The organism is Enterobacter sp. SECR19-1250 (genome assembly GCF_013391025.1).
GTDB classification, from domain to species: domain Bacteria; phylum Pseudomonadota; class Gammaproteobacteria; order Enterobacterales; family Enterobacteriaceae; genus Enterobacter; species Enterobacter cloacae.
Map to the genome: position 1 here is coordinate 44,415 of NZ_JACASJ010000013.1, position 26,510 is coordinate 70,924.

At 58.0% G+C, this 26,510-nt stretch carries 23 protein-coding genes; 7 read left to right on the plus strand and 16 right to left on the minus strand.

Annotated features, from left to right (window positions below):
• The first annotated feature begins 131 nt into the window (after window positions 1-131).
• The gene (gene ppk1, locus HX884_RS05590; RefSeq protein ID WP_013098243.1) at window positions 132-2,192 is read left to right on the plus strand and encodes a polyphosphate kinase 1; all 2,061 of its coding nucleotides are present in this window, start codon (window positions 132-134) and stop codon (window positions 2,190-2,192) included.
• A gap of 3 nt (window positions 2,193-2,195) precedes the next feature.
• Window positions 2,196-3,734: an exopolyphosphatase gene (ppx, locus tag HX884_RS05595; protein WP_014832869.1), complete on the plus strand. Its 1,539-nt coding sequence runs from the start codon at window positions 2,196-2,198 to the stop codon at window positions 3,732-3,734.
• 4 nt (window positions 3,735-3,738) lie between these two features.
• Here the strand turns inward: ppx and HX884_RS05600 are convergent, their stop codons facing one another.
• Complete coding sequence (locus HX884_RS05600; protein ID WP_178327824.1) at window positions 3,739-5,979, minus strand: EAL domain-containing protein; 2,241 nt, start codon at window positions 5,977-5,979, stop codon at window positions 3,739-3,741.
• Window positions 5,980-6,348: 369 nt separating this feature from the next.
• Between HX884_RS05600 and HX884_RS05605 the strand changes: the two genes are divergently transcribed.
• Window positions 6,349-6,519, plus strand: a complete 171-nt coding sequence (locus tag HX884_RS05605; protein ID WP_028027964.1) for a YfgG family protein — start codon at window positions 6,349-6,351, stop codon at window positions 6,517-6,519.
• Here HX884_RS05605 and HX884_RS05610 read toward each other — a convergent pair.
• Window positions 6,516-7,406, minus strand: a complete 891-nt coding sequence (locus HX884_RS05610) for a LysR family transcriptional regulator (protein ID WP_047352201.1) — start codon at window positions 7,404-7,406, stop codon at window positions 6,516-6,518. The genes HX884_RS05605 and HX884_RS05610 overlap by 4 nt on opposite strands.
• A gap of 97 nt (window positions 7,407-7,503) precedes the next feature.
• Between HX884_RS05610 and HX884_RS05615 the strand changes: the two genes are divergently transcribed.
• From HX884_RS05615 to HX884_RS05625, 3 genes are read left to right on the plus strand one after another with little or no spacing between them, the layout of a single operon-like run.
• A complete protein-coding gene (locus tag HX884_RS05615; RefSeq protein WP_178327825.1) occupies window positions 7,504-8,733 on the plus strand; it encodes an MFS transporter in 1,230 nt (409 codons plus the stop codon).
• Between the two features lie 49 nt (window positions 8,734-8,782).
• Window positions 8,783-9,247 (plus strand): DUF6130 family protein, encoded by a 465-nt coding sequence (locus HX884_RS05620; RefSeq protein ID WP_014832874.1) that lies wholly within the window; start codon window positions 8,783-8,785, stop codon window positions 9,245-9,247.
• A gap of 11 nt (window positions 9,248-9,258) precedes the next feature.
• On the plus strand, window positions 9,259-10,002 hold the full coding sequence (locus HX884_RS05625) for an alpha/beta fold hydrolase (RefSeq protein ID WP_047023246.1): 744 nt from the start codon (window positions 9,259-9,261) through the stop codon (window positions 10,000-10,002).
• Between the two features lie 89 nt (window positions 10,003-10,091).
• Here the strand turns inward: HX884_RS05625 and iolB are convergent, their stop codons facing one another.
• From iolB to HX884_RS05675, 10 genes are all read right to left on the minus strand, one after another.
• The gene (gene iolB, locus HX884_RS05630; protein WP_178327826.1) at window positions 10,092-10,916 is read right to left on the minus strand and encodes a 5-deoxy-glucuronate isomerase; all 825 of its coding nucleotides are present in this window, start codon (window positions 10,914-10,916) and stop codon (window positions 10,092-10,094) included.
• Between the two features lie 9 nt (window positions 10,917-10,925).
• A complete protein-coding gene (gene iolE / locus HX884_RS05635; protein WP_178327827.1) occupies window positions 10,926-11,816 on the minus strand; it encodes a myo-inosose-2 dehydratase in 891 nt (296 codons plus the stop codon).
• Window positions 11,817-11,827: 11 nt separating this feature from the next.
• On the minus strand, window positions 11,828-13,732 hold the full coding sequence (gene iolC, locus HX884_RS05640) for a 5-dehydro-2-deoxygluconokinase (RefSeq protein ID WP_062729945.1): 1,905 nt from the start codon (window positions 13,730-13,732) through the stop codon (window positions 11,828-11,830).
• 12 nt (window positions 13,733-13,744) lie between these two features.
• Complete coding sequence (locus HX884_RS05645; RefSeq protein WP_045293452.1) at window positions 13,745-14,878, minus strand: Gfo/Idh/MocA family protein; 1,134 nt, start codon at window positions 14,876-14,878, stop codon at window positions 13,745-13,747.
• An 8-nt stretch (window positions 14,879-14,886) separates the two neighbouring features.
• Window positions 14,887-15,915: an ABC transporter permease gene (locus HX884_RS05650; protein WP_178327828.1), complete on the minus strand. Its 1,029-nt coding sequence runs from the start codon at window positions 15,913-15,915 to the stop codon at window positions 14,887-14,889.
• Window positions 15,916-15,926: 11 nt separating this feature from the next.
• Window positions 15,927-17,474 (minus strand): sugar ABC transporter ATP-binding protein, encoded by a 1,548-nt coding sequence (locus tag HX884_RS05655; protein WP_029882255.1) that lies wholly within the window; start codon window positions 17,472-17,474, stop codon window positions 15,927-15,929.
• Window positions 17,475-17,522: 48 nt separating this feature from the next.
• Window positions 17,523-18,452: a sugar ABC transporter substrate-binding protein gene (locus tag HX884_RS05660; protein ID WP_013098256.1), complete on the minus strand. Its 930-nt coding sequence runs from the start codon at window positions 18,450-18,452 to the stop codon at window positions 17,523-17,525.
• Between the two features lie 31 nt (window positions 18,453-18,483).
• Window positions 18,484-19,470, minus strand: coding sequence for an inositol 2-dehydrogenase (gene iolG, locus HX884_RS05665; protein ID WP_029882253.1), 987 nt, complete (start codon window positions 19,468-19,470; stop codon window positions 18,484-18,486).
• A gap of 302 nt (window positions 19,471-19,772) precedes the next feature.
• Window positions 19,773-21,698 (minus strand): 3D-(3,5/4)-trihydroxycyclohexane-1,2-dione acylhydrolase (decyclizing), encoded by a 1,926-nt coding sequence (gene iolD, locus HX884_RS05670; protein WP_178327829.1) that lies wholly within the window; start codon window positions 21,696-21,698, stop codon window positions 19,773-19,775.
• Window positions 21,699-21,709: 11 nt separating this feature from the next.
• Complete coding sequence (locus HX884_RS05675; RefSeq protein ID WP_045901235.1) at window positions 21,710-23,215, minus strand: CoA-acylating methylmalonate-semialdehyde dehydrogenase; 1,506 nt, start codon at window positions 23,213-23,215, stop codon at window positions 21,710-21,712.
• 292 nt (window positions 23,216-23,507) lie between these two features.
• Between HX884_RS05675 and HX884_RS05680 the strand changes: the two genes are divergently transcribed.
• Complete coding sequence (locus HX884_RS05680; protein ID WP_008502123.1) at window positions 23,508-24,338, plus strand: MurR/RpiR family transcriptional regulator; 831 nt, start codon at window positions 23,508-23,510, stop codon at window positions 24,336-24,338.
• 181 nt (window positions 24,339-24,519) lie between these two features.
• Here HX884_RS05680 and HX884_RS05685 read toward each other — a convergent pair whose 3' ends face one another.
• From HX884_RS05685 to HX884_RS05700, 4 genes are read right to left on the minus strand one after another with little or no spacing between them, the layout of a single operon-like run.
• The gene (locus HX884_RS05685) at window positions 24,520-25,002 is read right to left on the minus strand and encodes a DUF2514 domain-containing protein (RefSeq protein WP_178327830.1); all 483 of its coding nucleotides are present in this window, start codon (window positions 25,000-25,002) and stop codon (window positions 24,520-24,522) included.
• Entirely contained in the window at window positions 24,999-25,628 is a 630-nt protein-coding gene (locus tag HX884_RS05690) for a glycoside hydrolase family 19 protein (protein ID WP_032634967.1), read from the minus strand. The genes HX884_RS05685 and HX884_RS05690 overlap by 4 nt, the downstream gene beginning before the upstream one ends.
• Window positions 25,618-25,905: a phage holin family protein gene (locus tag HX884_RS05695; protein ID WP_032634966.1), complete on the minus strand. Its 288-nt coding sequence runs from the start codon at window positions 25,903-25,905 to the stop codon at window positions 25,618-25,620. Before HX884_RS05695 ends, HX884_RS05690 begins: the two co-directional genes overlap by 11 nt.
• Window positions 25,892-26,296 (minus strand): putative holin, encoded by a 405-nt coding sequence (locus HX884_RS05700; RefSeq protein ID WP_058670544.1) that lies wholly within the window; start codon window positions 26,294-26,296, stop codon window positions 25,892-25,894. Before HX884_RS05700 ends, HX884_RS05695 begins: the two co-directional genes overlap by 14 nt.
• Between the last annotated feature and the right edge of the window lie 214 nt (window positions 26,297-26,510).

Consider the following 26,510-nt stretch of genomic DNA (forward strand, 5'->3'; position numbering starts at 1 on the left):
TCTAAAATCTCCAACAAAAAAATAACTGTCATACTTTTCTGGCACTGTTGGACATATCGTGGAAATGCTCGCCATAATAAGGACGAGACGGATTTACCACGTCCTGTGATTGAACTGGAGTGTGAGCTGTAATGGGTCAGGAAAAGTTATATATCGAGAAAGAGCTAAGCTGGTTAGCATTCAACGAACGCGTACTCCAGGAAGCGGCGGACAAAAGCAACCCGCTTATTGAGCGCATGCGTTTTTTGGGCATTTATTCCAACAACCTTGATGAGTTCTACAAGGTTCGCTTTGCCGAGCTGAAACGGCGGATCATCATCAGCGAAGAGCAGGGCTTAAACTCTCACTCTCGCCATCTGTTAGGCAAAATTCAGTCCCGCGTGTTGAAAGCCGATCAGGAATTTGACGGCCTCTATAACGAGTTGCTGCTGGAGATGGCACGCAATCAAATCTTCCTGATTAACGAACGTCAGCTCTCCGTTAACCAACAAAACTGGCTGCGCCACTACTTTAAACAGTATCTGCGCCAGCACATCACCCCTATTCTGATCAACCGCGAAACCGATCTGGTGCAGTTCCTGAAAGATGACTACACCTACCTGGCGGTGGAAATTATTCGCGGTGAATCCATCCGTTACGCGCTGCTGGAGATCCCGTCCGACAAGGTGCCACGTTTTGTGAACCTGCCGCCGGAAACCCCGCGCAGACGCAAACCGATGATCCTGCTGGATAACATCCTGCGCTACTGTCTGGACGATATCTTCAAAGGCTTCTTCGATTACGACGCGTTAAACGCCTACTCGATGAAGATGACCCGTGACGCCGAATATGACCTGGTGCACGAGATGGAAGCCAGCCTGATGGAGCTGATGTCCTCCAGCCTCAAGCAGCGTCTGACGGCCGAACCGGTGCGCTTTGTCTATCAGCGTGATATGCCAGACGCGATGGTGGAAATGCTGCGCGACAAGCTGACTATCTCGCGCTATGACTCCATCGTGCCGGGCGGTCGTTACCATAACTTTAAAGACTTTATTGGCTTCCCGAACGTCGGCAAAGCCAATCTGGTGAATAAACCGCTGCCGCGCCTGCGTCATCTCTGGTTCGATAAGTTCCGTAACGGTTTCGATGCCATCCGCGAACGCGACGTCCTGCTCTACTATCCGTATCACACGTTTGAACACGTGCTGGAGCTGCTGCGTCAGGCCTCCTTTGACCCGAGCGTGCTGGCAATCAAAATCAATATTTACCGCGTGGCGAAAGACTCCCGCATCATCGACGCGATGATCCACGCCGCGCACAACGGCAAAAAAGTAACCGTGGTGGTTGAGCTGCAGGCACGTTTCGACGAAGAGGCCAATATCCATTGGGCGCGCCGTCTGACGGAGGCGGGTGTACACGTTATCTTCTCCGCCCCGGGGCTGAAAATTCACGCCAAGCTGTTCCTTATCTCCCGCAAAGAGGGTGACGACGTGGTGCGCTATGCCCACATCGGTACCGGGAACTTTAACGAGAAAACCGCACGAATTTATACCGACTACTCGCTGCTGACCGCCGACGCGCGCATCACCAACGAGGTGCGCCGGGTGTTCAACTTTATTGAGAACCCGTACCGCCCGGTGAGCTTCGATTATCTGCTGGTGTCACCGCAGAACTCGCGCCGCCTGCTGTACGATATGATCGACAAAGAAATTGCCAACGCCCAGAAAGGCTTGTCGTCCGGCATCACGCTGAAGCTCAACAATCTGGTCGACAAAGGTCTCGTGGACAGACTCTATGCGGCGTCCAGCTCCGGCGTTCCGGTTAACCTGCTGATCCGCGGCATGTGCTCCCTCATCCCGGAACTGGAAGGTATCAGCGATAATATTCGCGTCATCAGCATTGTCGACCGCTACCTGGAGCACGATCGGGTCTATATTTTCGATAATGCGGGAGATAAACAGGTCTATCTCTCTTCGGCAGACTGGATGACGCGCAATATTGATTATCGAATTGAAGTCGCAGCGCCGCTGCTGGATCCGCGCCTGAAACAGCGTATTCTCGACATTATCGAGATTCTGTTTAGTGACACGGTGAAAGCGCGCTATATCGACAAAGAACTCAGTAACCGCTATGTACCGCGCGGCAACCGCCGCAAAGTGCGGTCGCAACTGGCGATTTACGACTATATCAAATCACTCGAGCAACCCGATTAACCTATGCCGATAAATGATAAGACCCCACGACCACAGGAATTCGCCGCGGTCGACCTTGGTTCTAACAGTTTCCACATGGTCATCGCCCGTGAGGTGGATGGCGCGCTGCAGATCATCGGTCGTCTGAAGCAGCGCGTACACCTGGCAGATGGTCTTGATGAACGCAGCATGCTCAGCGAAGAGGCGATGGAGCGCGGCCTGAACTGCCTGTCGCTGTTTGCTGAACGCCTGCAGGGCTTCTCACCCTCCAGCGTCTGCATTGTGGGAACGCATACCCTGCGCCAGGCGCTGAATGCCCCTGAATTCCTCAAGCGTGCGGAAAAAGTGATCCCCTACCCCATTGAGATCATCTCCGGTAACGAAGAGGCGCGTCTGATTTTTATGGGCGTTGAGCACACGCAGCCGGAAAAAGGCCGCAAGCTGGTGATTGATATCGGCGGCGGCTCCACAGAGCTGGTCATTGGTGAAGACTTTGAACCGCGTCTGGTGGAAAGCCGCCGTATGGGCTGCGTCAGTTTTGCGCAGATGTATTTCCCGGGCGGTGCGATTTCGCGGGAAAACTTCCAGCGGGCGCGCATGGCCGCCGTTCAGAAGCTGGAAAATCTGGCCTGGCAGTACCGTATCCAGGGCTGGAACGTCGCGCTGGGGGCCTCGGGCACCATCAAAGCGGCCCATGAAGTGCTGCTGGCGATGGGTGAAAAAGACGGTTTTATCACCCCCGAACGCCTGACGTTGCTGACCGAAGAGGTGCTGAAACATAAAAGTTTCGACGCGTTAAGCCTGCCGGGTCTTTCCGACGAGCGTAAAGCGGTGTTTGTACCGGGGCTGGCTATCCTGTGCGGCGTATTCGATGCGCTGGCAATTAAAGAGCTGCGTCTCTCTGACGGCGCGCTGCGTGAAGGCGTGCTGTATGAGATGGAAGGCCGCTTCCGCCATCAGGATATTCGCAGCCGCACCGCGCAAAGCCTGGCAAACCAGTACAACATCGACCGCGAACAGGCGAAGCGGGTGCTGGAAACGACCGTACAGATGTACGATCAGTGGCAGGAGCAGAATCCGAAGCTTGCCCATCCGCAGCTTGCCGCCCTGCTGAAATGGGCCGCGATGCTGCACGAAGTGGGGCTGAACATTAACCACAGCGGCATGCACCGTCATTCCGCCTACATTCTGCAAAACAGCGATTTGCCGGGCTTCAACCAGGAGCAGCAAACCATGATGGCGACGCTGGTGCGCTATCATCGCAAAGCCATTAAGCTCGACGATCTGCCGCGCTTCACGCTGTTCAAGAAAAAGCAGTTCCTGCCGCTTATTCAGCTGCTGCGTCTGGGCGTGCTGCTGAATAACCAGCGTCAGGCCACTACCACGCCGCCCACGCTGAAACTCAAAACGGATGACCATCACTGGACGCTGAGCTTCCCGCACGACTGGTTTAGCCAGAATGCGCTGGTTCTGCTGGATCTGGAAAAAGAGCAGCAGTACTGGGAAGCGGTCACCGGCTGGCTGCTCAAAATCGAAGAAGAGAGCGCCGACGTCGCGGCGTAACGGCTCAGGCGTCCGCTACGGACGCCTCTGCCTCCAGCAGTGACTCAAGCGCCACCGGCCGACCTATCAGATAGCCCTGCACATAGTCGATACCGAGCGCGTGAACCGCGCTACGTATCTCTTCGGTCTCCACATATTCCGCAACCACCAGCATCTTTTTCATTCGCGCTAAATGGCAAATAGAGGCCACAATCTGGTAATCCAGGCTGTTACTGACGATATTGCGAATAAAGCTGCCGTCAATCTTGAGGATGTCTGCGTCCACGCTTTTCAGCCGCGCATAGCTTGCATAGCCGGTACCAAAATCATCTATCGCAATGCGTACGCCCATTTTTTGTAGCTGCCGGAGGGTATGCATCGCCTGCTCCGCGCTGCCGAAGGTACTGCACTCGGTCACCTCGAAGATCAACTGCCACGCCTCCACGGCGTATTTATTCAGCAGACGGCTCACCTCCAGCGGGAACTGAACCCGACAAACGGTTGAGGGCGCAAGATTAATGGCAAAGCGCTGGCCGGGCAGCCTGTCACGGTGTTCGGCCAGGAAGCGCAGCGTGCGCTCCAGCACCCACAAATCGACCCGCGACGACAGGCCAAACTCCTGAGCGACGGGCAGGAACCGATCGGGAGTAAGTAACGCGCCGTCCGCATCCGGCATCCGCAGCAGCACTTCATGATAGCGATCGCCACGCAGGCCGCGAACGGGTTGCGCCAGCAGGGTGAATTCGTTGTTGTCGAGCGCCTTTTGCAGGCGGCTCATCATCGCGATTTTATCCTTCAGGCTGCGCTGCAGATGGACAGCACCACGCTGCTGAAGGTTTTCCGGGTGGTTGGTTGAGAGCGACAGATCGGCAATAACCCCTAACTCCCCCAGCACCAGATAGAGATGGTTCACGGGTGAGCGCACATAGCAGTAGCTCATGCCCACCTGCGGCTGAAGCGGCATGCCATCCCAGATAAAACGGAACTGTTTGATATGCTCATCCAGCGTCTCGATTCGCTGCTGGTGAGATTCCGCGTTGAGTCGCACTGCCAGATCATACCCGGTAAGGTGATACACCCGCTCATTGGGCTGGAGTGTGCCATTAACCCACTGTGCCAGCTGCTGTTTGTACAAAATTCGCAGCAATACGCCATAATTTCGGCCCAGCACTTCCAGTTCAGGAATACGCAGTAAACAGAGCGCCGACCACGGGTTCCGGGCCAGATCGCGTAACAACGCCCGCAGGTTAGGCATATGGACAACCGGGTCGAGGAGCGCCAGCCTGCGGGAGCGCTTATTCACGGCACGCTGGCGGGTCGACAGCATCGACATATAGACCACCACAAACGAGAAGACCAGGTAGCTGGAAGAGGTGATCGCCAGTTGAATGTCGTAGCCCTGATTCACAGGGATATAACGGTAAAAATAGTGAATAGAGACCAGCAGGACCGGCGTCCAGATGAGGGATGTCAGCCTGTAACCAAAGCGCATCGCGCCCCAGAGCATCACCGGCATCAGGAGCGACAGCGTGTAGTTAGTGGTGAAGATAGAGCTGTTCTCATTCATTGGTATCAGCAGCAACAGCAGCAGCCCGCCCAGTATGATCAACCAGACCAAAAACTCGATGAGCGTCACCTTTTTATCTATCTGCGCGCGGCTCTGAGAAATCAATGTCCTGAAATAACGCGGATGGCGAATCAGCCGGATTATCAGGTAACTCAGCGGTACGCCCGTTAAGCCGCTGACCAGCAGCGCCTGATAGTTGATCAGCGTGTGAATATTAAGCGGGTTCAGCCCCGCCAGGCTCTGGCGACTCTCATACACGCCCAGATAAACCGCAAACTGAAACAGCACCAGAAACAGCGTTGCCGGACATAACACCTGCCAGAAAATGCGCTGCGCCATCAGCCGTATATCGCCGTAAGCCGTCATATTGCGTCTGGGGGCAAAGACGCGATAACCGCCCCAACTCAGCACTAAGGGAATAATAAAATGGAAGATCCCGGCAACGGTTTCAAACAGCCCAACTTGCGGGTAATAGCGAATAAACAGCGACAGCACTATTCCGGGAATAGCCCCAACGCCGAAAAACAGCATTAAGGTGAGCAGGAAAAAGAGCGGCAGATAATAGAGTGCCACTATGCCGTCACCCAGTTGCGTCAGGGTATTGGCCACGCTCAGCACGGGCAGCAACACCACCGGTAAAATAAGCGGCAGCGCCCACCAGCGGTCTTTATTCTGTTTCAGGAAAGCAATAGTGTTCATAGATGCCCGGTTAAACCCCTTTCTCCTGAGGGAAAATGAAGACAGGCATCCGACCTGACGTACGTGCTGCCCGCTAACACACGGGGCAAGCAGTATGGAGGAGGGATTTTAAATACCACTGCGGGGAATCCGTTGACTTAAATCAAACTATTTAATTCAAAATTTCCTTTCCTCTGTTTTTTTCCGGTTAATTTTCTTCGTGTTATCAATATCGTAAATGCAATTATTATTTTTAATAACATCGGTTAATGTATATGTTGACGGTTATTTACACATCGCAGAATTGACCCACCCTTCCCGCTGTGCCTTAATATCCGCGTCGCCCAAAAGGGTATGTCCAGGAAAAACACAGTGAGTCAGGCCACACGTATGCGAAAACGACATCGATTTAACACTCGAATGACCCGCATCATATTGCTAATCAGCTTCCTGTTTTTCTTTGGCCGCTTCGTTTATTCCTCCATTGGTGCCTGGTATCACCATCAGGACAAACTCCAGTCGCAGCAAACCAGCCTGAACGTCGATACTGCCGATCGCTAATCCGCCGGTGGGTTTTGTATTATCCGAATAATGGCCGCGATCCCTTTGCTGAGGATCTTATCCTGACGCATCACAACAGCCAGTTGCCGCCGCAATACGGGTTCAAGCGACATGATTCTTAGCCCTTCGCGGTCAGCGGCATGTTCAACCGCCATTCGCGGTACAATGCTATAACCCAACCCCGCGCGAACCATCCGTTTGATGGCCTCAATGCTGCCAAGCTGCATCACCGGCGCAATCGCTAACCCACATGCAGCAAACCAGCCATCTATCAGCGCGCGGGTGCCACTGCCGGATTCAAAGGCAATCAGCGGCTGAAGGTGCAACGCCTCAGGGGTTAAACGCGAAAATCGCTCCTGCTGCATAAGCGAGGCAATAAAAACAAACTCTTCGTCCATCACCGTCATGACGTCCAGACTTTTACCACTGACCGGCAGGGTCACCAGCCCCAGATCGAGACGGTTTTCTTCTATCGCCCTGACAATGTCGAGGGTGTTGCCCGTGGTTACCCCCACTTTCAGGAGCGGGTAGTCGCTGCGTAGCTGCTGCAACAACGTCGGTAAAAGATGGATACAGGCCGTTGCGCCAGTGCCAAGCGTCACGGTGCCGCTCACGTCGTGGCTGAATTCACTCACGGAACGAACCGCTTCATCTACCGCCTGCTGAATACGCTCTTCGTGGAGCAGCAGAGCCTGTCCGGCAGGTGTAGCCTTGATGCCACGCCCGGTTCGTTCTACCAGCCGCGTTTGCAGAAACTGTTCCAGCTGACGTATTTGCAGACTAACGGCGGGCTGGGAAATACCGAGCAGATCCGCTGCAGCCGAAAAGCTGCCGCGCTGGATCACCAGACGGAAGGTCGCAAGATATCCCAGATTGAGCGTCGTCATGCAAAGTTTCTCTTATACGGGTCATAAAGATACGGCACTGCCAGCACAATACCGCGCCCGTTATGCTCAGGACAACTGAATAACGGAATGAAAACTCATGGAAACACCTGCACTTTCCCGCCGCCTCGCTCTCACCGCCGGATGTAATCAACTTATCAACTGGGGGATCTCTTTTTATATGCCCGGCACTTTTGCCCTCGCCATTATCGCCGACAGGGGATGGACATCGCCCCAGCTCTATCTCGGCCTGACGCTGGCGATGCTGGTGATGGCCGCCGTCTCCCCTTTTGTCGCCCGTCTGCTGGCACGCTTTGGCGGGCAAAACGTGGTAATGAGTGGAACGCTGCTGATCGCCGTAAGCCGCGCGGGGATGGCATACACCCAGACCCTTCCCGGCTGGTACAGCGCCTGGCTGGTGACCGGTATCGGGATGCGCCTGTCGCTCTACGATGCGCTATTCGCCGCGCTGGTAAACCTGTATGGACAGCAGGCGCGAAAAACGATCTCACGCATTACGCTGGCTGGTGGGCTGGCGTCTGCTGTTTTTTGGCCGCTGGGAGACACGCTGCTGAAGGTGATGAGCTGGCAGCATGCGCTGCAAATTTACGCTCTTTTTGGACTGCTGAGCGCGGTATGCATTCGAACCCTCCCCCAACAGCGTCTGGCGATTACCCGCAGCGTAAATGCCCCCATCCCGGCCGGTGAACGGCGTAACGGCTGGCTTTACGCAACGTTTATCGCCCTCATTACGTTTGTCTCTAACGGCACATCCACCCACCTGCCGGAGTTTATCGCCAGCGTCGGCCTGCCGATCGCCCTCGGCATGCTGTGGGGAGTCGGCCAGACGGGGGCGCGCGCAATCGAGGTCATGGCGGGAGCCCGCTCAACCCCACTCTCCCTTACACGCTTTACCGCCCTCGCGATGCCGCTCTGCTTTCTTCTTGGGCTAAGCAGTACCCTGTATGCCTGGTGTGCTGCCGGATTTGTGCTGGGCTATGGCGCCATCAACGGGCTGGTGACAATCGTCAAAGCCACGCTACCGCTGGCGCTGTTCAGCGCTGAAAGCTATGCCCGGCGCACTGGTTTGCTTCTGATCCCCGCACAACTGTTGGCAGCAGCGTCGCCGTTTGTATACGCATGGCTTAACAAAACGCTGGGGATCGCGGGCGCTATGTGGGTGTCTACCGGGTTAACGCTGGTGATTGCCGGGCTGGCGATCGCCATTGTGCGCCGTTCGGGCACGCAGAATGTATCACTCTGTATCGAGAACGCCCCACAGACAAGCCGGTACAAAAAGCCGCCCGCAGCAAACATCTCTGATACATAAAAATGGTCTTCTGTGTTCGTTATCACTATGAACCGATAAGGAGACACAGATGATTCGCCGATATTTATTGCTCCCGGCCCTGGCCGTGGCATCGGTCAGCTCCTGGGGGGCACCACTGGATAATCTCAGCGCCGCCGACGTCAACGGTCCGGCTGCCGTTGCCCCGCTTGAGCAGCCCCAGCCACCCGCCAGGCTGATTGTCGATCCGCCGCTGGCAGGCCCGCTGAGTAAGGGGGCTGTCTTTATTCAGTACCGTGTTGAAAACCTGCGCATAGAACCTGTCTTTGGACCCGATGCGCTGAAAGTCACTCCGCGCATCGGCCATATTCACGTTGTGGTGGATGACGCGCCCTGGCACTGGGCGGACACCAGCGGTGAGCCGGTGATTCTGGTGGGACTGCCCGCCGGAAAACACAAGGTGACCATTATACTGGCCGACCCGACGCATAAGCCTCTCGACCATAAAACCCTTGAATTCACCGTGCCGCCGCATGCGCCGGTCCACCATTTCTGAGGAGGCTGAAGATGAAAACATTATCGATACTGACGGCGGGTCTGCTGGCGATGTCGGCCAGCGCCTTTGCGCAGAGTGAAACCAGCGTGGTGCTGGTGCATGGCGCCTTTGCCGACGGCAGCAGCTGGAACAAGGTGATTTCCCTTTTGCAGAAACGCCACACCGAGGTTATAGCCGTCCAGCTGCCGCTGACCTCACTAAAAGATGATGTAGCAGCCACCCGGCGCGCCATCGCTCGCGCACACGGGGACGTAGTACTGGTAGGTCACTCCTGGGGCGGCACCGTGATTAGCGAGGCCGGCAACGATGCGCGGGTGAAATCGCTGGTGTATGTGGCGGCGTTCGCGCCGGACGCCGGTCAGTCAACGGCAGAGCTGGCGAATAGCTACCCGGCGCCACCGGGGAGCGCGGGTATCGCGAAAACCGCGGACGGCTTTTTATACCTGCCGCCTGCGTCGGTCAGTAAGGACTTCGCACCGGATGTGAAACCGGGTGAACAACAGATCATCGCTGCCACACAGGGGCCAATAAAGGGCGATGCGTTTGGCGAAAAGGTCACTCGCGCGGCGTGGCACACTAAGCCGAGCTGGTATGTGGTAAGCAAGAACGACCGGATGATCAATCCTGAGCTTGAACGCGCGATGGCAAAGGCCATCCACGCGAACACCACCGAGGTCGCGGCAAGCCACGTGTCGATGGTGAGCCAGCCGGAAGCCATTGCCCGCACGATTGAGCAGGCGAGGCAGATGCACTGAAGACAATTCGACCAGCGGCGCTGTGCTTGTGCGAGCCTACGGTTTCGTAGGTCGGGTCAGCGCAGCGCCACCCGACAAGAAAGGCCGCTTCAGCCCCCACTCTCTGCGGGATAATCCCGGTTAATCCACGCGTGGTCCTCTTCCCACGTGAACATCCATTTGCGCACCGGCCCGGCCATCACGTTGAGGTAGTAGCTGTCATACCCCGCCATGGTTGCCATCGGGTGGTAGCCCTTCGGCACCATCACCACGTCACGGTTGTAGACCGCCATGCATTCATCCAGCGTTCTGTCGTCAGTGTAGACCCGCTGCATGCAGAACCCCTGATCCGGGTTGAGGCGATGGTAATAGGTCTCCTCCAGATACGTCTCCTGGGGCGGATTATCCGTGTCGTGCTTATGGCTCGGGTACGAGCTGGTGCAGCCTTCGTTGGTCCAGACCTCCACCACCAGCAGGCTGTCAGCCGGTTTGTCTTCCGGCAGAATGTTGTGCACATAGCGCTGGTTATGGCCTTTGCCGCGCGCTTCAGCGTCGATATCCTGCGGTGCAATCAGCCGCGTCGGCCAGCTACCTTTACCCGGAGCGGCACAAACCGCCAGTTCCAGCTTCGTGAGCGCCTTCACTTGCACCGTCTCCTGCGGGGTAACGTACACCGCCCACGGCTTGATGCGCTCGAACGGGCTCATCCGCTCGCCAATATCGTTAAACTGCGCGGAAGGCGTGCTGATGGAGGCGCGCCCGGCCACCAGCACCAGACAGCGCTCTTCGCTGACGGCGGGCAGCGTCAACTGCTGCCCCTCCTGCAGCTCATAGGCCTCAAAGCCAACATATCCCCACCCGGCGCGTTCCGGCGTGACGGACTGGGTCCGCCCTTCATCGTTCGGCTGTTGCCAGCGTGATAGCAGACGTGACATGTCACCTCCTCAGATAAGCCCGGCGTCGCGCGCCAGACGGCTCAGGTTGTTATACCCCAGACGGGCATAGGTCAGCGGATGGGCAATCGCAGGATCCTGCTCCGCCTCCACCACCAGCCAGCCGTGATAATCCTGCGCTTTCAGCAGTTGCATGATCGGCGGATAATCCACGCAACCGTCGCCCGGCACGGTAAACACGCCGCTCAGCACCGCATCGAGGAAGCTGGTTTTGCGGTTTTTGACATCTGCCAGCACGTCGGCACGCACATCTTTGCAGTGAACGTGGTTGATGCGCGACGCCCAGCGCTGCGCCACCGTCAGCGGATCGGCCCCGGCAAAGGTCAGGTGACCGGTGTCCAGCAGCAACCCGATCTCTTCGCCGGTATGGGTCATCAGGTTGTCCACGTCGTCAGCAGACTCAATCACCGTCCCCATATGGTGGTGATAGGCAATCTGCACCCCCTGCTGCTGAGTGTAGCGGGCAAATTCCGTGAGCTTCTCGCCATACTCCTTCCAGCGTGCCTGCGGGAAGCGCGGGCGCAGATGCACCGGCGTCTGCTGCTCGCCGTGAATGCAGCCGCTCACCTCCGCAAATACCAGCACCTTTGCCCCCAGCTCACGCAGCAGCGTCAGGTGGGACTGCACGGCGGCAATCTCCTCTTCCACGCTGCGCTCCAGCAGGCGGCCGGAGTACCAGCCAGAGACCAGTTGCAGATCGTGGCGCTGCAAAATGGGGCCAAGCAGGCGCGCTTCACGCGGGAATTTGTTGCCCAGTTCGAAACCGGCAAAACCGGCCTCTTTCCCCTCACTCAGACAGGTCTCCAGCGGCGTTTCGGCACCAAGGGAAGGCAGATCGTCGTTAGTCCACGTCAGGGGGTTAATGCCTAATTGCACACTCATTGTCGTCTCCATTATGCGTGTCCGCGCTCGCGCCACCAGGCGATAAGCTGCAGGTAATTGTCCCGGATGCGCGCCACCAGCTGCGCATCGTCGATATCGTGTTTCAGCCATGCGCGGGAAGCTTCGCCAAACAGCGTGCGCCCCACGGCAAATCCTTTCACCAGTTCGTGCCCTGCCGCGGCGTTAAACCCGGCACGCAGCTGCTCGGCCGGCGCATCCAGCCCGAGGATCACCACCCCACGGCAGTGCGGATCCCGACGCTGGATAATCTCGCTCAGTGCCGTCCAGCCATCGGACGTCAGCGGCGGCAATTTCCACCAGTCCGGGTAAATACCCAGGTTGTAGAAGCGGGAGATGGCACGCAGATAAAGTTCATCGCTGCGCGGCATGCTGGCGGGCAATATCACCTCCAGCAGCAGCTCATGCCCGGACTGGCAGCAGGCGTGGTAGACCTCGGCAATTTTCTGCTCCTGCTCCAGGCGCAGGCCGTGGGCATCTTCCGGGTGGAAAAAGACCAGGCACTTCACCACATGCTCCTGCGGCCAGCTGATAAGCTGGGTGCCAATGTTGCCGTGCTCCATCTCCAGCGGACGGGAGCCCGGCAGCTCAATGGGCCGCCCGATCCACCACCCTTCACCGGTAATGGCGTTGAGCGCGTCCTGACCAAACGTACCGTCACACAGCAGGCCCGCTTTGCCTGCCAGCCCGGCACGGCTCGCCGCCTCGCGGCTGGCCTGCAGGATCAGCTGCTTGAGCGCCGGAATACGTTTGAGCGACGCCCCGCACTGCAGCGCCATATCTTCAAGCTGACTGCGGTGATCGAACGCCATTACGCACAATTCCTGCCATTCGCGGCGACGGGTGGTGACCCGGTGCAGATGGTTCAGACGCGGGTCGAGATCCGGGCGTGGAACGAGCGCGGCGCGCGAGAGATAGTCATCCAGCTCAATTTTGCTCGGCATCGCCGGGGCGCAGCCGTGGCGCGAGACCACCAGCGCGCCGCAGGCGTTGGCATAGCGGCACGCCTGCTCCCAGCCCTCGTCGTTCAGGTAGCCGCGCAGCAGGCCAGACATAAAGGCATCGCCCGCGCCGAGGACGTTCAGCACCTCCACGCGCACGCCGGTCACCGTCAGGCCGTCATCCAGACGGGCCGGAATGGCACCGGTATAGACCGAACAGCCAAGCGCGCCGCGTTTGCAGACCAGTGTGGCCTGACTCACGGCACGCACCTGCGCCAGCGCCAGCAGGGTGTCCATGCTGCCGCCCGCAATGTGAAACTCCTCCTCGGTGCCGACAATGACGTCGAAGAGGTGCAGCACCTCCTGAAGTTCACGGGTGACCTGATCGGCCGCGATAAAGCGCGTTTCGCCGTCGCCTAAGGAGGTCAGCCCCCACAGCACCGGGCGGTAATCAATGTCCAGCACCGTGCGCACGCCGTGACGACGGGCGTAGCCCAGCGCCGTCAGCACCGCCTCGCGGGTCTGCGGATGAGAAAGGTGAGTCCCGGTGATGGCAAGACACCGTGCGGAAGCGATGTAGTTTTCGTCCACATCGCTGGCCGTAATGGCCATATCCGCGCAGTTATCGCGATAAAAAATCAGAGGAAAGGTGTCCCGGTCTTTAATGCCGAGTAGCACCAGCGCCGTGAGGCGTGTTTTATCGGTGATCAGATGGCTGGTATCACAGCCCACCTGATTTAGCTCTTCGCGCAGGAATCGGCCCATATGCTCGTCGCCCACGCGCGCCAGCATCGACGAACGCAACCCCTGCCGCGCCGTGCCGTACGCCACGTTGCCGGACGAGCCACCGAGATATTTGGCAAAGCTCGACACATCCTCCAGCCGCGCACCAATCTGCTGACTGTAGAGGTCTACCGCCACGCGGCCCATGCATATCACATCAAACTGCTTTTCCACGTTGATACCTCTTCAGACAATGTCATTCACGTTCAGCCAGCGGCCTTGCTGGTGTGAGAGTGCGATGGCGTCCAGCACGCGCGAGACTTTCCAGCCCTCTTCAAAGTCCGGCCACATCGGTGCGTCGGCGGCAATGCCATCCACCAGGTCACGCACTTCCACCGTTTTTTGATCGTTAAAGCCAATACCGTGGCCTGCGCCCATACAGAACGCGCCGTAGTCCGGGTGTGCCGGGCCAACCAGCAGCGTGCGGAATCCCTGACGGTTGACCGGATCGTCATGCAGATAGAGCTTCAGCTCGGCCATGCGCTCCTGAGTGAAGCTGATGGCGCCTTTCGTTCCGGTGATCACATATGACAACCCCATCTTGCGGCCGCAGGCGACGCGGGAGGTTTCAATCACACCCTGCGCCCCGCCCGCGAAACGTACCATCGCGTGGGCCTGATCCTCGTTTTCGACGGCAATCATGTCCGACGACCCGGCCTTCGCCGGACGTTCCGGGACCACAATCTTCAGGTCGCCGCAAACCTGCTCAATCTCCCCCACCAGGTACTGCGCCATATTGACGATATGCGCCGCCAGATCGCCCAGCGCCCCCAGCCCGGCAGTCTCTTTGAAGCAGTGCCAGTGAATGGGCGAAAGCGGGTCGGCCATATAGTCTTCGTTGTGGGTGCCGTAGAAGTGGATCACCTCGCCTATTTCGCCGCGGGCGATAATCTCTTTCGCCAGCTGCGCCGTCGGGTTTTTCATGTAGTTGAAGCCCACCAGGGTTTTCACCCCAGCCCGCTTAGCGGCCTCGACCATCTCACGCGCGTCGTGGGCGTTCAGCGCCAGCGGTTTTTCCGAGTAAACGTGCTTGCCGTGGCGGATCGCCTCCAGCGCCATCTCTTTATGCAGATGGTTGGGCGAGCAAATATCCACTACATCAATGGCCGGGTCGGCCACCAGCGCCCGCCAGTCTCCCGTTGAACGGTTAAAGCCAAACGCCTGCGCGCGCTCTGCCGCCAGCGTCGGGTTTACCTCGGCCACCATCTCACGCACCAGCTTGCCGCGCAGGTTGAACACCGTCGGGGCCTGGGCATAGGCGATGGCATGCGCCTTGCCGATATACCCGGTGCCAATTAATCCAATACGAACCTCTTTCATCGTGATCCTCACAGTGCGCCGCGACGGCTCTTGGCGTAGGTGTCGAATGACACCGCCAGAACGATAATTAACCCGGTGATAATCTGCTGGTAGTAAGCCGAGACGTTCATCAGCACCAGGCCGTTAATCAGAATGCCCATAATGATGGAGCCGATAATGGTGCCGCCGATGCGTCCGTAGCCGCCCATCAGCGAGGTGCCGCCAATCACCACCGAGGCAATGACGCGCAACTCAAAGGAGATCCCGGCCACCGCCTCGGCGCTCCCCAGTCGCGCGCTGAGAATAAAGCCCGCCAGCCCCGCCAGACAGCCAATCAGCACATAGACGCTGACCAGTACGCGCTTCACGTTCACACCCGCCAGACGCGCCGCCTCCGGGTTGCCACCGATGGCGTAAACGAAGCGCCCCCAGCGGGTTTTGTGCAGCGCCAGATAACCGCCAACGGCGACGATGGCGAAGATCCAGATCGGAATGGAGATACCGAGCAGCTCGCCCCGTCCCCACCAGCGGTAGCCCTGATCGAAACCGGCGATTGGCGCGCCGTCGTTAATCACCAGGGTCAGGCCGCGCCAGATGGTCATCCCCCCGAGGGTGACGATGAACGGCGGCAGACGCAGGCGGGTGACGCCCAGGCCATGCAGAAAACCAATCGCCGTGCCCATCGCCAGACAAATCCCCAGCCCTATCAGCCAGCTCATGCCGCCCCAGGCGTTCGGGTCGACGGTGGTAAAGTTGTCGCCTTTAATCACATACGCCGCGGTCATGGCGCACACCGCCAGAATGGAGCCGACGGAGAGGTCGATCCCGGCGGTCAGGATGACGAAGGTCATCCCCACGGCCATGATCCCGTAGATGGAGACTTCGGTCAGGATGTTGAAAATGTTGCGTTCCGAGAAAAAATTGCTGTTCTGCGACTGGAAGAAGATCAGCAGCAGGATCATGAAAATCAGCACCCCAAAGCGCTCGAAGAAGGCGATGGGATCGATGCGTCCGGCGCGTTTGACCGGGGCCTGCGTTTTAGAAATCATCTGCGTCATGAGAAACTCCGTTATGCCGCGTTCAGGGCGTTGTGGTTGATGGCCATCATCGTCATCAGCCGCTCTTCGTTAGCATCATCGCCATGGATCTCGCCGGTGACCCGGCCTTCGCTCAGGGTGATGATCCGGTCGGACACCGCCATCACTTCAGGCAGATCGGAGGAGATCACAATCACCGCCACGCCCTTTTTCGCCATGTCAAACAGCACCTGGTGCACTTCTGATTTGGTCCCCACGTCGATACCACGCGTTGGCTCATCGACAATCAGCACCCGTGGGTTGAGCGCCATGCAGCGCGCGAGGATCACTTTTTGCTGGTTACCGCCGGAGAGCTTGCGCACCTCCTGCGCACTGTTGACCATTTTGATCTGCAGCGCCTGGCGGTAGGACTCAATCAGATCGTCCTCTTTGCGGGTATTGACGAACCAGCGCCAGTGCAGCAGTGACGAAAGGCAGGAGAGCGACAGGTTGTCGCGAATCGACAGCCCCAGAACCGCCCCCTCTTTTTTGCGATCTTCCGGCACCAGCGCCACGCCCTGATCGAGGGCATACAGCGGGTCGCGCGGCTGGTACGGCACGCCGTCCAGCTCAAAGCTGCCAGAGGTAAACGCGTCTGCGCCAAACAGGCAGCGGGCCACTTCGGTGCGTCCTGCCCCCACCAGTCCGGCGATACCCAGCACCTCACCCGCGTGGACATGGAAGCTGATGTCATGCAGGGCAATACCGTGCGGATCCAGCGGCGGCTTTTCGCGGCTCAGCCCCTTCACGGCCAGACGGATGGGTTTATCCTCATGGTGGGTTTCGCTGGCGGGACGGCGGTTAAACGCCACGTCGCGCCCGACCATCAGGCGGATCAGCTGCTCTACGTTCGTTTCTGCCACCGCGCCGGTGCCGGTGAAACGGCCATCCTGGAAAACGGTGAAACGGTCGCAAAGCTGGAAAACTTCATGCAGGCGGTGCGTCACATAGATAATGCTCACCCCGCGGTTTTTAAGCTCCCGCACCACACGGTGCAGGCTTTCTACTTCGCTGTCGCTCAGCGCGGCGGAAGGTTCATCCATGATGATCAGCCTGGCGTTGAGGGTCAGCGCTCTCGCGATCTCGACCATCTGCTGCTGGGCCACGCTCAGGCGGGCAACGGGTGTGGTCGGCGCGACGTTCAGCTGCAGGTAATCGAGAATGACCTGCGCCTCCTGGTTTACCGCTTTTTCATCGACGATCAGGTTCCGCTTGCGCGGCTCGCGCCCAAGGAACATGTTTTCCGCGACGGTCATGTTGGGCAGCAGGTTAAATTCCTGATAGATGGTGATAATGCCCTTGTTCTGTCGTTCCACCGGGGAGTCATCTACCGGCAGCGTTTCGCCGTTGAACCAGATCTCCCCGCGCGTTTGCGGCTGCGCGCCCGCAAGCGCCTTCAGCAGCGTGGATTTTCCCGCCCCGTTTTCCCCCAGCAGGGCGTGGATTTCTCCTGGCCCGACGGTCAACTGGGCATTGCTCAGCGCCCAGACGCCGGAAAAGCTTTTCGCCAGCTCGGTCACTTTCAGTAAGGGTTGCGACATCAGTCTGCTCCTCCTCATGATGAGCCGCCAAAGGCGGCTCGGGACATATTAGTTACCGGCCTCACCGATACGCTCAGCCTGCTGCAGGTTCTCTTTGGTGATAAGCGTTGGCGGGTAGTCCGCGCCGGTGATGGCTTTCTTCTCACGCACGTTGGCCACCAGCTGGCTCATTGCCGTTTGCACCGCAAAGCCCGGGCGCTGATCCGCAGTCACCGCCAGCCAGCCGTCACGCACGCGAGCCAGCGCTTCAGGAACCGCATCAAAGCCGGTTACCAGGATTTCACCGGGCTTCACGCCCTGGCTCTGCAGGGCTTCAATCGCCCCCAGCGCCATATCATCGTTGGCAGAGAGGATCACCTGCGGGCGTTTCGGCAGTGACGGCAGAACGCTTTCTACAATGCGCATCCCTTCAGAACGCATCCAGTTGCCGGTCTGATCGGCGACGATCTTGTATTTATCGCCACCCGCTTTCAGGCTGTCGCGGATCCCTTTGGTGCGTTCGATGTTGGAAGAGGAGCCCGGCTGACCGGTGAGCAGAATGATCTCTGCCCCGTCGGGGAATTTGCTTTTCACGAAGTCGCCAATCGCCTGGCCGCCTTTGTAGTTATTGGCACCAAAGTGCGGCACTTTCTTCTGACTGTCGACGGAGCGGTCAAGGGTGACCACCGGCAGCTTCGCATCCTGAATTTCATCCACCGCGCTGGAGACCGCGTTCACGTCGTTCGGGGAGACGATGAACCCCTGCGCTCCGCGGGTGATGGCGTTTTCCAGGTCAGCCACCTGTTTTGGTGAACTGCCCTGCCCGTCCAGCACCTGCAACTTGACGCCCATCTCTTTTGCGGCTTTCACCGCCGTGCGCTGCATGTGAACTTCAAACGGCATCGCCAGGTTTGGCGTACTGAAAACAATTTGCTCGTTTTCGGCGAGGGCGGCCCCGGACGTCATGGCGATGAGGGCGGCTAAGATCAGCTTTTTCATTATTATGTCTCTCTGTGTAGGGTGGTTGTGTTTAGAGGACGATCTCGCGCTGGCTACGCAGCGACTCCAGCGCTTTATCCGCGAGGTACAGCGCACGTTCACCATCATCGCCGCTGCAGTCAGGCACCGCTTCGCCGCGCAATACCGCAACAAAGTGTTCCCATTCCGCGGCGTAAGCGGATTTGTAGCGCTGCAGGAAGAAGTGTTCCGGCAGCGCGCTGGTGCAGCCCTGTTTGCCGTAGTGCTGCACCTGATTTTCAAGAATATTGCCCGCGCAGAGCAGCCCTTCAGAACCGTGTAGCTCCAGGCGCTGGTCGTAGCCGTAAGAGGAGCGGCGGCTGTTGACGATGGTCGCCATTGCGCCGGAGGCATATTTCAGAACGATAAATGCGGTGTCGATGTCCCCCGCCTCGCCAATCGCCGGATCCACCAGGTTACTGCCCTGGGCATACACTGACACCGGCTCTTCACCCATGATGAAGCGCGCCATATCAAAGTCGTGAATGGTCATATCGCGGAACATGCCGCCAGAGACGCGGACATACTCCGCCGGTGGTGGAGACGGATCGCGGGAGATGATCAGCAGCGATTCCGGTTTGCCGATACGCCCGGCCTGCGCGTCGGTTTTCACGCGGCGGAACTGCGGGTCAAAGCGACGGTTAAAGCCGATGAACAGCGGCACGCCGTACTCTTTGACCACTTTCAGGCAGTCACGCACGCGGGCGAGGTCGAGGTGTACCGGTTTTTCACAGAAGATGGCTTTGCCATGACGGGCGGCCATTTCAATCAGGTCCGCATGGGTATCGGTCGCCGAGGCGATCAGCACGGCATGAACGTCTGGGTCGGTCATCGCCTCAATCAGGCTCTGCTGGCGGGCCTGGTACTGCGTGGCGAGACGGGTGGCAAATTCCTGATTCGGGTCAACCACGGACCAGAGCGTGGTCGCGCTGTGGCTGGCGATGTTAGCTGCATGTACCTGGCCAATTCGGCCAGCGCCCAGTAAAGCAATGTTAAACATAACGGCTCCCGGTGTTGGTGAATGCTGTGAACTAACGACCCTTTAAATAAAACATTTATTTCATTTTTATAAATAGTGAAAATTATGTTTTTGAGTGTGGGTTAACACTTTTGAGATGAATGAGATAAATTTTGTTATCAATCTCACAACATGGGAGGGAGGACATCTTCCCCTCACCCCGGCCCTCTCCCTCAGGGAGAGGGAGGGAAAACCGCACCGAACTATCCCCTCTCCCAGTGGGAGAGGGTTAGGGTGAGGGGAAAAAGAAAAATGAAATGAAAATTTCGTTAAGGCGGAAAATCTTAATACTGACGTGCTTTTTTCACCTGCGCCTGCGTCTGCGCCGCGGCTTCGCGCACGGCAGTAGACGCTGCTACCTGCGCATCGCCGGTTCGCCACCAGGAGGCGTAATCGTGGGTCATGGTCTTCGGCAGCACTTTGATGTCCAGCAGCGTCGGGCCTGGATGGGCGCGGGACGCCTCCAGCGCCGCCAGCAGGCTTTGCTCATCATGTACCCGCCACGCGCGACAGCCGTAGCTTTCCGCGTTTTGCGCGAAATCGACCTTCACCAGCGGCCCGTCAAGCTGCCCGGTCTGCGGGTTACGGTGGCGATTTTCCGTGCCAAAGCTTCCCATTCCATGTCCCATCTGCAGGTTATTAATGCAGCCAAAGCTGGCGTTATCAAACAGCAGAACGGTGATTTTAATGCCCTCCTGCACCGCGGTTTGCAACTCGGAGTGCAACATCATGTAAGAGCCATCCCCCACCATGGCGTAAACCGGTTGCCCGGGTCGGGCAAGCTTCGCGCCAAGCGCCGCCGCAATCTCGTAACCCATGCAGGAGTAACCGTACTCCAGATGATAGGTATCAGGCGTTTTAACCTGCCAGAGGCGCTGTAAATCTCCCGGCAGCGAACCGGCTGCGCCAACCACGATGGCGTTATCTTCAACATGCTGATTAATTAGCCCCAGCACCCGCGTCTGGGTCAGGCGGGTGTTGAGCGTCTCGCCATATTCCGTCAGTTGGGCATCAAGATGGCCCGCCACTTCCGGTGCCTCGTCCGGGCGCCACTGGCGATCCCAGAGACGGCGGCACTCGTCGTGCCAGGCGGCTTTTGCCTGCGCAATCTCCTCTCCCCAGCCGCTGCGATACTCCCTGAGCGAGTGGGTTAAGGCCTGCAGTCCGGTCCGGGCATCGGCAATCAGCGCGGTGGCGTCAAGCTTCAGGGCGTCAAACTCGGCCACGTTCAGCAGCAGAAACTCGACGTCCGGGTGGGAAAAGAGCGCCTTGGAGCCGGTGGTAAAATCGGTAAGACGTGTCCCCACGCCAATCACTAAATCGGCCTGCGGCGCAAGCTGGTTGGCGGCCATTCCGCCCGTCACGCCCACCCCGCCCATATTAAGTGGGTGGTCACTTACCAGCGCCCCTTTTCCGGCCTGGGTTTCGGCAAACGGCAGATGCAGCGTCTCGACAAATTCGCGCAACGCCTCATGCGCGCCGGAGTAGCGTACGCCACCGCCGCACACCACCAGCGGACGGCGTTTACGCGCAATCAACGCCTGCGCCTGCGCCAGACGCTGCGGATCTGGCGGTCGACGCTCGATGTGATGCACGCGACGCGCGAAGAAGCTCAGCGGGTAATCCCAGGCTTCGCCCTGCACGTCCTGCGGCAGGCAAAGGGTTACCGCACCGGTATCTGCGGGGTCAGTGAGCGTTCGCATCGCATTTAACATGGCGCTCATTAACTGCTCCGGGCGATTGATGCGGTCCCAGTAGCGGGAGACCGGGCGGAAGCAGTCGTTGGTGCTGATGCTGAGATCGTGATACTGCTCGATCTGCTGCAACACCGGGTCCGGCTGGCGGCTGGCGTAGATATCCCCCGGCAGCAGCAGCAGCGGAATACGGTTCGCCGTGGCGGTTGCCGCCGCGGTGATCATATTGGCGGCTCCCGGCCCGACGGAGGAGGTCACGGCGAAAATGCGCTGACGGCGATGCTGTTTGGCGAATCCCGTCGCCATGTGGGCGATGCCCTGCTCATTACAGCCCTGCATTACCTGCAGATGGCCCGGATCCTGTTCCAGCGCCTGGCCGATGCCCAGCACGTTGCCATGACCAAAAATGGTCGCCACGCCCTCCACGAAGGGCGTTTCAATGCCATCAATGCTGACGTACTGTTGATTAAGGAACCGGACCAGCGCCTGGGCCATGGTCATACGTTCGGTTTGCATAAAACCTCCTGTCAGCCCAGCGTCGGCATGGAGAACGCAGCGCCTGTCTCCTGCTGCATTTCCGGCCAGCGTGCGGTGACGGTTTTCATTCGGGTGTAGAAACGCACGCCGTCGTTACCGTGAACGTTGAGTGCGCCAAAAATCGAGCGCTTCCAGCCGCCGAAACTGTGGAACGCCATCGGCACCGGGATCGGCACGTTAACCCCCACCATGCCCGCCTGCACCTCTTCGCAGAAGCGGCGCGCGCAGCCGCCGTCGCGGGTGAAAATGGCTGAACCATTACCATATTCATGGCGGTTAATCAGATCCACTGCGCTGGCGTAATCTGCTACGCGCACCACAGAAAGCACCGGGCCGAAAATTTCTTCCTTATAGATCGTCATCTCAGGGGTGACGTTATCGAACAGCGTCGGCCCGACAAAATAGCCCTTCTCGTGACCCTGCACGCTAAAGCTGCGGCCGTCCACGCGCAGATTCGCCCCCTGCGCTTCCCCGCTGTCAATGTAGCCCAGCACCTTGCTGCGGTGCGCGGAGGAGATAAGCGGCCCCATTTCGTTTTCTGGCGTCTGGTCCAGCCCTGGCCCAACGCGCAGCGCGGCAATCTGTTTTTCCAGACGGACGCAGAGGTCATCGGCGGTTTTATCGCCCACCGCCAGTACCACTGAAAGCGCCATACAGCGTTCCCCCGCCGCGCCGTAGGCCGCGCCCATAATGGCGTTGGTTGCCATCTCCATGTCGGCATCCGGCATTAAAATGCAGTGGTTTTTCGCCCCACCCAGCGCCTGACAGCGTTTGCCGTGGGCGGACGCGGTCTGGTAGATATATTCCGCAATCGGCGTAGAGCCAACAAAGCTCACGGCCTGCACGCGCGGGTCGGTCAATAGCACATCAACGGATTCTTTATCCCCCTGCACCACGTTAAACACGCCGTCCGGCAGGCCGGCCTCTTTCAGCAGTTTTGCCAGCGCGAGCGCCAGAGAGGGATCTTTTTCTGACGGTTTCAGCACGAAGGTATTGCCGGTCGCCAGCGCAATCGGGAACATCCACATCGGCACCATCGCCGGGAAGTTAAACGGCGTGATCCCGGCGCAGACGCCGAGCGGCTGCATCAGCGAGTGGCTGTCCACACCGGTGCCCACGTTGGCAGAGTGTTCACCCTTTTGCAGATGCGGAATGCCACAGGCGAACTCCACCACTTCCAGGCCACGGGTCAGCTCGCCTACCGCGTCGGAGAAGACCTTGCCGTGCTCTTCGCTGATAAGACGGGCCAGACGTTCCATATTCTCTTCCAGCAGCGCTTTGAAGCGGAACATCACACGCGCGCGCTTAAGCGGAGAATGACGCGCCCACGCCGGAAACGCCTGCTGCGCGGCGGCAATCGCCTGCTCCGTTTCCTGTGCCGTACTCATCACCACCTGACGGATCTGCTCGCCGGTGGCCGGGTTGAAGATCGCCTGAACGCGCTGGCCTGAACCGGTGACACATTCGCCGTGAATAAAATTCGCTACCGTCTCCATCCTTAACCTCTCGCTGTTGATACGTGACTGTTACCTGAACACTGTGTACTGAACACTATATATGAAACAAATATTCCATTTTAAGTTGAAATAAAATAAATAATGATTATTGTGATCAAGGATGGATTTTTATGTTAACAGCCAACAACACTGACGCAGCGTGCGCTATTAAGGATTTTCAGGCGATGAAATGAGTGAAGTTTCTGTTTCATTTTTGCTGCCAGATGGATGGCCAACATTTAAAAGACGCGGTTTTGCGTTTAGAATCATAAGACTGTATTTGGGGGATAACATGACGACAGCAACCAGCCTGAACGAACTGCAGCAGCAAATCCGCGATCGCTACGATAGCCTTAGCAAGAGGCTGCAGCAGGTCTCCCGCTATGTACTGGATAATACGAACAGTGTGGCGTTTGATACGGTTGCGGTCATTGCCGAGCGTGCCGATGTGCCGCCCTCGACGCTGATCCGTTTTGCCAATGCCTTTGACTTCACCGGCTTCAACGAGATGAAACAGCTGTTTCGTATGAACCTGGTGGAGGAGACCGCCAGCTACAGCGATCGCGCGCGGCTGTTCCGCGAAATGGAGAGCGAAGCCGTGCCGGAAACGCCGCTCGATATCCTGCAGGAGTTTGCCCGCTCGAACGCGCAGGCGCTGCAGCAGCTGGCCGCCCGCGCCGAACCGGAGATGCTGGAGCGCGCCGTACAGCTGCTGGCCGACGCGGACACCATCTACATTGCCGGACTGCGCCGCTCCTTTAGCGTCGCTGCTTATCTCACCTATGCTTTAAGCCACCTGGAGTGCCGCCCGATTCTGCTCGACGGCATGGGCGGCATGCTGCGTGAGCAGATCAGCCGCATTAAGGCGCGCGACATTGTGGTGTCGATCAGCTTCTCCCCATACGCGGAAGAGACGGTGATGGTCAGCGAAACCGCCGCCAGCGTCGGCGCGCGGCAGATTGTGATTACGGACAGCCAGATTAGCCCGCTGGCGACATTTAGCGATCTCTGCTTTGTGGTGAAAGAGGCGCAGGTGGATGCGTTTCGATCTCAGTCGGCAACGCTGTGCCTGGTGCAGTCGCTGGTGGTGGCGCTGGCGTATAGGTTGGGTGAAGGGAAGTAAGGAAATAAAATACCCCCTGCACAGGCAGAGGGTTTTGGTGTTAACTCAGAGGGGGATTATTCCCACTCAATTATTTACGGCATGCATAACTAATTGACTGGTAACAACTTTCGGCAACCTGATTTTCACCGTACCGTTTTATATACCGTCACCGGAAATCAGTACCATGAAAAATGCCATGTCACCGGGTCAGTGAGTCGTACTGCTTTTCACAGACTCGTCCTGCTTCTGCGGCCCGGTCAGCGTACTCTGCCAGTTGTCGGTTTCGCTCGAGAGATTTGCTGAGCACGTCGGCAAGCAAAACTCCGGTGTCTGCGGCTGACGTCCCAGCGCCGACAGTGGCGTTATACTGCCTGAGCTGCTCACGGATGGCAACGAGCTGTTGCTGCAACCTGCCAGCACGAGCGGCAGCATCAAGAGCATCATTACGCGCCTGGTCGATCCTCTGCTGCGCTTCACGTTCATTGGTCGCTTTCTCCTGTTCTTTCAGCAAACGCAATTTTGCGTCGGCCTCTTTCTGATCTGCCTTTGCCTGCGCATACCCGGCATCGTACTGGCGGCTGCCGTGTACATTCCAGGCAACCACTACGCCGATTACCAGAGCAGCAAGCATCACCACGATAAGCAACTGTTTCCAGTACGCTTTGACGAATGCCCAGATCATACCGCCAGCACCTTGCTGGCAGTGATGTACCGCGCGCGACGGTCGTCGATACCGTTCTGGCCGCCATTGATGATCTGCGTGACGCGCACCAGGTCACCGGTGTACTTCATGCAGCCTTTGGTGGCGAAGAACCACGCCGCGCTGCGGGCTGCGTATTCGTCCTGCGCCAGCAATTCGGGCTTCTGAACCAGATCAACCTTAAGGCCGTTGCCACAGTCGCGGTAGTTATTCAGGCCGGTAATCTGGATAAGCCCGCGCCCGCGGTAAAACCAGCCGTCTGTCGGCCCGTTGTTCCCCATGCGTTTGCTGTACACCAGGTTTGCAATGGCACGCTGGCGTTCAATAGGAAGCACTCTTTCATACGATCGGCGGCCCAGCGCGTTAGCCTGACCCTGTGTTAGCCTGCCGTATCGAACAAAATCAGCCAGTCCAGCTATGCTGTAATCCATGCTCTCTACCAATCGACTAAATCCTCGAGACTCATGCCCCGCCTGCGCGATAAACATCGCCTGGTGCAGAGGATGCTCGATGCCAAACTCTTTCATGGCCGCGGTGATGTGCAGATACCAGCGCGTGGCCAGCACGTCACTGATGCCAGCTGCACGCTGGAATTGTTTAATGTCCATGCTGGGACCTCGTTATCTTGAAAATTTGCACCACGTTCCCTTTTGTCTTGATGAGCGCAGCCAGGAACACGGCTTTGATGATGATTTCTGACCAGTCAGCGCTGACGTAGTCCCCGTAGAACGTACGGATAGGAACGCTGGCAGCAACGACGATCAGCAGATAGGCGAGCCACCCGCCCCACCAGCGATGGCGTGACCCGTCACGGCGGAACAGCAGGACTCGGATTGCAATGCCGCCGCATATAGCGGCGTTCAGGATGAGCTCAGGACTGGTCATCGTCTTTTCTCCCCGGAATCAGGTCGCGCGGATTTTCAGAACGGTGATACAGCCAGATGCCAATGCGGACAGCGACGATAGCCGACACGAAAGCCCCGGCAGAAAACACAATGCCCTTCTCAAAAGAGTCCTGTGTAATCGTGGGGATCATGCTGGCAATGCCGATTAGAATGGATGCTGTCGCTTTGTAGAAGAGAAGGCCGCAGAAGAAGCTGAGGAACGCCAGAAGTAACCGTCGCTTTATGGGATACTCCACCGCCGAGGTAACAAAAATTACCGCGCCAGCGAGCGCCCCTAAAGCCACCTCCGGCGGCACACCCGCGACCACAGACATTAGCGCGCTCAGGCTAAGCCCCTGGTTCAGCGTTTCCGTGGTTAACGTGTGCGACATAGTGACCACCGTTTAATGTGCATAAGAACCCCCTTAGTTGGTGAGTTCATCATACACAATAAACCATATGTGGTTTAAAAAACCTCGGACAACTCTTAACGAAATTACCCTAAAGGTGATAAAGTATGGTTTTACATTTTTCTGGATGAGAAAGTGCTTAAGTTATTCGCCAGGTACACATCGATAGGTGTCATTAACACGCTCATTCACTGGG

What these genes read in the sequence shown, in the direction of transcription:
- HX884_RS05645 (WP_045293452.1), bottom strand. Translation starts at nt 14,878, where the DNA reads ATGAAAGAGGTTCGTATTGGATTAATTGGCACCGGGTATATCGGCAAG.
- iolG (WP_029882253.1), bottom strand. Translation starts at nt 19,470, where the DNA reads ATGTTTAACATTGCTTTACTGGGCGCTGGCCGAATTGGCCAGGTACAT.
- iolB (WP_178327826.1), bottom strand. Translation starts at nt 10,916, where the DNA reads ATGTCACGTCTGCTATCACGCTGGCAACAGCCGAACGATGAAGGGCGG.
- ppx (WP_014832869.1), top strand. Translation starts at nt 2,196, where the DNA reads ATGCCGATAAATGATAAGACCCCACGACCACAGGAATTCGCCGCGGTC.
- HX884_RS05675 (WP_045901235.1), bottom strand. Translation starts at nt 23,215, where the DNA reads ATGGAGACGGTAGCGAATTTTATTCACGGCGAATGTGTCACCGGTTCA.
- HX884_RS05615 (WP_178327825.1), top strand. Translation starts at nt 7,504, where the DNA reads ATGGAAACACCTGCACTTTCCCGCCGCCTCGCTCTCACCGCCGGATGT.
- HX884_RS05655 (WP_029882255.1), bottom strand. Translation starts at nt 17,474, where the DNA reads ATGTCGCAACCCTTACTGAAAGTGACCGAGCTGGCGAAAAGCTTTTCC.
- iolD (WP_178327829.1), bottom strand. Translation starts at nt 21,698, where the DNA reads ATGCAAACCGAACGTATGACCATGGCCCAGGCGCTGGTCCGGTTCCTT.
- HX884_RS05620 (WP_014832874.1), top strand. Translation starts at nt 8,783, where the DNA reads ATGATTCGCCGATATTTATTGCTCCCGGCCCTGGCCGTGGCATCGGTC.
- HX884_RS05690 (WP_032634967.1), bottom strand. Translation starts at nt 25,628, where the DNA reads ATGGACATTAAACAATTCCAGCGTGCAGCTGGCATCAGTGACGTGCTG.
- HX884_RS05605 (WP_028027964.1), top strand. Translation starts at nt 6,349, where the DNA reads ATGCGAAAACGACATCGATTTAACACTCGAATGACCCGCATCATATTG.
- HX884_RS05660 (WP_013098256.1), bottom strand. Translation starts at nt 18,452, where the DNA reads ATGAAAAAGCTGATCTTAGCCGCCCTCATCGCCATGACGTCCGGGGCC.
- HX884_RS05685 (WP_178327830.1), bottom strand. Translation starts at nt 25,002, where the DNA reads ATGATCTGGGCATTCGTCAAAGCGTACTGGAAACAGTTGCTTATCGTG.
- HX884_RS05680 (WP_008502123.1), top strand. Translation starts at nt 23,508, where the DNA reads ATGACGACAGCAACCAGCCTGAACGAACTGCAGCAGCAAATCCGCGAT.
- ppk1 (WP_013098243.1), top strand. Translation starts at nt 132, where the DNA reads ATGGGTCAGGAAAAGTTATATATCGAGAAAGAGCTAAGCTGGTTAGCA.
- HX884_RS05625 (WP_047023246.1), top strand. Translation starts at nt 9,259, where the DNA reads ATGAAAACATTATCGATACTGACGGCGGGTCTGCTGGCGATGTCGGCC.
- HX884_RS05695 (WP_032634966.1), bottom strand. Translation starts at nt 25,905, where the DNA reads ATGACCAGTCCTGAGCTCATCCTGAACGCCGCTATATGCGGCGGCATT.
- HX884_RS05700 (WP_058670544.1), bottom strand. Translation starts at nt 26,296, where the DNA reads ATGTCGCACACGTTAACCACGGAAACGCTGAACCAGGGGCTTAGCCTG.
- HX884_RS05600 (WP_178327824.1), bottom strand. Translation starts at nt 5,979, where the DNA reads ATGAACACTATTGCTTTCCTGAAACAGAATAAAGACCGCTGGTGGGCG.
- iolE (WP_178327827.1), bottom strand. Translation starts at nt 11,816, where the DNA reads ATGAGTGTGCAATTAGGCATTAACCCCCTGACGTGGACTAACGACGAT.
- HX884_RS05650 (WP_178327828.1), bottom strand. Translation starts at nt 15,915, where the DNA reads ATGACGCAGATGATTTCTAAAACGCAGGCCCCGGTCAAACGCGCCGGA.
- HX884_RS05610 (WP_047352201.1), bottom strand. Translation starts at nt 7,406, where the DNA reads ATGACGACGCTCAATCTGGGATATCTTGCGACCTTCCGTCTGGTGATC.